We start from the raw sequence: 3,971 nt of genomic DNA on the forward strand, positions 1-3,971 counted from the left end.
GCGCCGCTGGCCCTCGCGCACGCGAAAGCCCGCCGTGGACTGGACCACCGCCTCGAACGATTGCAGGGCCTGGTCGGCCCACGGCTGTGCGGACATGGAAGGTTTGCGTGCTGGTGATGAAGGGTGGGGCTGGACAGGTGGTGCCATCGCGGGCGCCACTGTGCTTTCATCCAGTCATGGTAACCCATGCCATGCGGCCACCGGACGATGCGGTTTTTTGCTCTTATTGTTGTAGCTGCCAGCGATTGAGCGGCATGGCATGGGTTCCGATCCAGCTTGTCCAAGCGCCGCCGATGATCGCCCTGGCGCCGCCCGCGCCACGCCCGCCGGGGCGCTACAGTTGGGGGCATGCATGACGAGATGACCGCCCAATCCACCACCTGCCTCTTGCGCATCCACGGCCTGGTGCAAGGGGTTTATTACCGAAAATCCATGACCGAAGCCGCCCAGCGACTGGGTGTGCAGGGCTGGGTGCGCAACCGCAGCGACGGCAGCGTCGAAGCCCTGGTTGCAGGCCCAGCCCATGCGGTGCAGGCACTGATCGAATGGGCGCATGAGGGCCCGCCCGCCGCCCGCGTGGACCGTGTGCAGGTGCAAGACGCGCCGCCGCACGAGTCGCCCGGTGAAGCGTTGCGGGGCTTTGTGCAGCGCGAGACGATCTAGACCAAAAAAGGCCTTGAGTCCACATCAATCAAGCGCCAGCAGCTATTGTTTTTGTAATACATGCCCCGTTTTTACTGCCCCCTGCCCCTGTCCGCCGGCCTGCAGACCGCGCTGCCCGACACCGCCGCGCGCCATGTGCAGGTGCTGCGCCTGCAACCGGGCGATGCCATCACGCTGTTCAACGGCGAAGGCGGCGAGTGGGCCGCCAGCATCACGCGCATGGGCCGCAGCGATGTGCAGGTGCAGCTGATCGACCATGCCCCCGTGGAGCGCGAAGCCGCGCGCGCCGTGCACCTGGCCGTGGGCATGCCCGCCAACGAGCGCATGGACTGGCTGGTGGAAAAAGCCACCGAGCTGGGCGCCGCCAGCATCCAGCCGATTGCCGCGGCGCGCAGCGTGCTCAAGCTGGCCGGCGAGCGTGCCGCCAAGCGCCAGGCGCACTGGCAGGCGATTGCCGTGGCCGCGTGCGAGCAGTGCGGACGCAACCGCGTGCCCACCGTACATGCCCCGCTGGCGCTGGCCGACTGGCTGCGCCAGTGCGGTGCGCAGGGCAGCGCGCGCCTGCTGCTGTCGCTGCGCCGCGGCAGCCGCCCGCTGCGCGAAGCCGTGGGCGACGCCGGTGCGGCCTGGGTGCTGCACGGCCCCGAGGGCGGCCTGACCACGCAGGAAGAAGACGCCGCCCTGGCCGCAGGCTTTGCCCCCGCCAGCCTGGGCCCGCGTGTGCTGCGTGCCGAGACGGCATCTGTGGCCGCGCTGGCGCTACTGGGTCTGGGCTGATTGCGCCATTGCCGCGCAGGCGGGCATCCACCGCGGTGACGATTGAACGGCCTGCGCGGGGCCTGGGCGCCCTGCCCCGGCCTCAGGCCGCACGGGCTTGGCGCGTCGGCAGGGCCGGACAGCGCTGATCCAGCCACTGCCGCAGCGCGGCGAACACGGGTGCGGCGTGGGTCTCGTTGAAGACCTCGTGGTACAGACCGGCAAAGCCGTGCGCCTGCACCACGCCCGCGGGCGCCGCCGCGGCAAAGGCACGGCTGCCGGCGGGGTTGACGATGCGGTCGTCCTCGCCCCACAGCAACAGGGTGGGCACCGTCCAGCGCGCGGCGCATGCCAGCGTGGCGGGGCCGGCGTCGGCAATGAAGCGCGCCAGCCGTGCGCTGATGCGGTCGTGGCAGCGGCGGTCGGCCCGGTAGGCGGCCACCACGGCCGGGTCGTGCGAGAGGTGTTCGGGGTTCAGCCCGTTGCCCACGCTCAGGTTGGGCAGCAGCCTTGGCAGCGTGGCCAGCAGCAGTTGTTGCAGCGGGTTCAAAAAGGGGGCCAGCGCGGGTGACGAGAGCACCAGCGCGTCCACCGGGCGCAGGTGGTGCGCCACCAGGCTGGCAGCCACCAGACCGCCCATGCTGTGGCCCAGCAGCACCAGCGGCTCCGCCGGGCGCAGGCGCGTGCGGGTGGCATCCATCAGGTCGGCCAGGTCGTCGAGCAGGCGCAGGTCGCTGGTCAGGCCGCCGCGCGGGCCGCTGGAGTCGCCGTGGCCGTAATGGTCGTAGCCGCGCACGGCAAAGCCCCAGGCGTTCAGGCGCTGCGCCAGCGCGTCGTAACGGCCGGCGTGCTCGCCCAGGCCGTGCACCAGCAGCACGGCGCCGCGGCGCCGGCCGGGCGCCAGCGGCCAGTCCTGCACGGCCAGGTTTTCGCCGTCGCTGGCGGTGAAGGGGCGCAGCGTGGGCTCGTTCAGTTCCTGCATGGGGCCGGGCGGGGTGTGGTCAGTTGCCCATCAGGCCTGGACGGTGGCGGGCATGCTGGCGATCACCTGGGCCACGGCGGCGGTGAGGCGCTTGGCATAGGGCACATGCAGGAACTCGTTGGGCCCGTGGGCATTGCTCTTGGGGCCGAGCACACCGCAGACCATCATTTGCGCGTCTGGGAAGCCCTGGCTGAGCATGTTCATCAGCGGAATGGTGCCGCCCTGGCCGATGTAGCCGCAGGGCGCGCCGTAATAGGCCTGGCTGGCGGCGTTGAGCGCCTGCTCGAACCACGGGGCGACGGCCGGCGCGTTCCAGCCGCTGGCCGCGCCGTCGGGCGCGAAGGTGACCTTGGCCTGGTAGGGCGCGTTGTCTTCCAGCAGGACCTTCATTTCCTGCACGCAGGCAGCGGCGTCCACCAGCGGGGGCAGGCGCAGGCTGAGCTTGAAGGCGGTGTAGGGGCGCAGCACGTTGCCTGCGTCCTTCAGGGCCGGGAAACCCTCGGCGCCGGTGACGGACAGCGTGGGCTCCCAGGTGCGCTTGATCAGGGCCTGCACCGGGTCGGTGGTGGTGGGCAGGGCAAAGGCGCTGCTGCCGCCGCAGTCGGCATGCGCCCACGGAAAGCGCCGCCACACCTCTTCGCCCAGGATGGCAGCCGTGGCGCGCGCCTGCGCCAGGCGATCGGCGGGCACCTCGCAGTGAAAGCGTGCGGGCAGCAGGCGGCCGGTGGCGCTGTCTTCGAGCCGGTCCAGCACCTGGCGCATGATGCGAAACGACGAGGGCACCAGGCCCGAAGCGTCGCCCGAGTGCACGCCCTCGGTGAGTATCTCGACCTTGAGCGTGCCGCTGGCCACGCCGCGCAGGCTGGTGGTGAGCCACAGCTGGTCGTAGTTGCCCGCGCCCGAGTCCAGGCAGATGACCAGGGCCACGTTTCCCAAGCGCGTGCGCAGCGCGTCGATGTAGGGCAGCAGGTCGGCCGAGCCGCTTTCTTCGCAGGTTTCGATCAGGCCGACGATGCGCGGGTGCGGCAGGTTCTGGCGCTTCAGTTCCTGCACCGCAGCAATGCTGGCGTACACCGCATAGCCGTCGTCGGCGCCGCCGCGGCCGTAGAGCTTGCCGTCCTCGTACTTGGGCGTCCAGGGCCCCAGGTCGGCGCGCCAGCCTTCAAACTCGGGCTGCTTGTCCAGGTGGCCGTACATCAGCACGGTGGGGGGTACGGTCTGCGAGTGCTGCGCCTGGGTGGCGGCCACTTCAAAGAACAGCACCGGCGTGCGACCGGGCAGGCGCACTATTTCCAGCTGCAGGCCCGGCACCTTTTGCGCCTCGACCCACTGCGCGGCGTTGCGCAGCACGGTCTCCAGGTGGCCCTGCTCGCGCCAGTCGGGCGCAAAGCCGGGCGATTTGGCGGGGATGCGTATGTAGTCGGTGAGCTGCTGCAGGATGTTGTCGTCCCACATGCGCCCCACGCGTTCGAGGGCAAGGGCAGCGTCCAGGGCAGTGGCGGGCAGGCGGTCGTTCATGGCAGAACCTCTGGCGAAGCGCATTAGGCGCAAAAATCGCAGGATACGCCAA

4 protein-coding genes are annotated in these 3,971 nt (G+C 70.4%); 2 read left to right on the forward strand and 2 right to left on the reverse strand.

What is annotated here, in order from left to right; genetic code table 11:
* Positions 1-360 precede the first annotated feature (360 nt).
* Positions 361-663 (forward strand): acylphosphatase, encoded by a 303-nt coding sequence (locus AB7E35_RS14795; RefSeq protein WP_428167836.1) that lies wholly within the window; start codon positions 361-363, stop codon positions 661-663.
* A gap of 60 nt (positions 664-723) precedes the next feature.
* Positions 724-1,440 carry a 16S rRNA (uracil(1498)-N(3))-methyltransferase gene (locus tag AB7E35_RS14800; RefSeq protein ID WP_428167837.1) on the forward strand — a complete coding sequence of 239 codons (717 nt, stop codon included), beginning with the start codon at positions 724-726 and terminating at the stop codon, positions 1,438-1,440.
* Between the two features lie 82 nt (positions 1,441-1,522).
* On the opposite strand, the gene AB7E35_RS14805 is transcribed toward AB7E35_RS14800, so the two are convergent.
* Together AB7E35_RS14805 and AB7E35_RS14810 are read right to left on the reverse strand one after the other, a co-directional pair.
* The gene (locus AB7E35_RS14805) at positions 1,523-2,401 is read right to left on the reverse strand and encodes an alpha/beta hydrolase (RefSeq protein WP_428167838.1); all 879 of its coding nucleotides are present in this window, start codon (positions 2,399-2,401) and stop codon (positions 1,523-1,525) included.
* Positions 2,402-2,431: 30 nt separating this feature from the next.
* Complete coding sequence (locus AB7E35_RS14810) at positions 2,432-3,919, reverse strand: M20 family metallopeptidase (RefSeq protein ID WP_428162602.1); 1,488 nt, start codon at positions 3,917-3,919, stop codon at positions 2,432-2,434.
* Between the last annotated feature and the right edge of the window lie 52 nt (positions 3,920-3,971).

The sequence above is a fragment of the Diaphorobacter sp. genome, assembly GCF_050251835.1.
Lineage (GTDB): Bacteria > Pseudomonadota > Gammaproteobacteria > Burkholderiales > Burkholderiaceae_C > JBFXIE01.

Coding starts and splice junctions, on each gene's coding strand:
- AB7E35_RS14805 (WP_428167838.1), bottom strand. CDS start 2,401: ATGCAGGAACTGAACGAGCCCACGCTGCGCCCCTTCACCGCCAGCGAC.
- AB7E35_RS14800 (WP_428167837.1), top strand. CDS start 724: ATGCCCCGTTTTTACTGCCCCCTGCCCCTGTCCGCCGGCCTGCAGACC.
- AB7E35_RS14810 (WP_428162602.1), bottom strand. CDS start 3,919: ATGAACGACCGCCTGCCCGCCACTGCCCTGGACGCTGCCCTTGCCCTC.
- AB7E35_RS14795 (WP_428167836.1), top strand. CDS start 361: ATGACCGCCCAATCCACCACCTGCCTCTTGCGCATCCACGGCCTGGTG.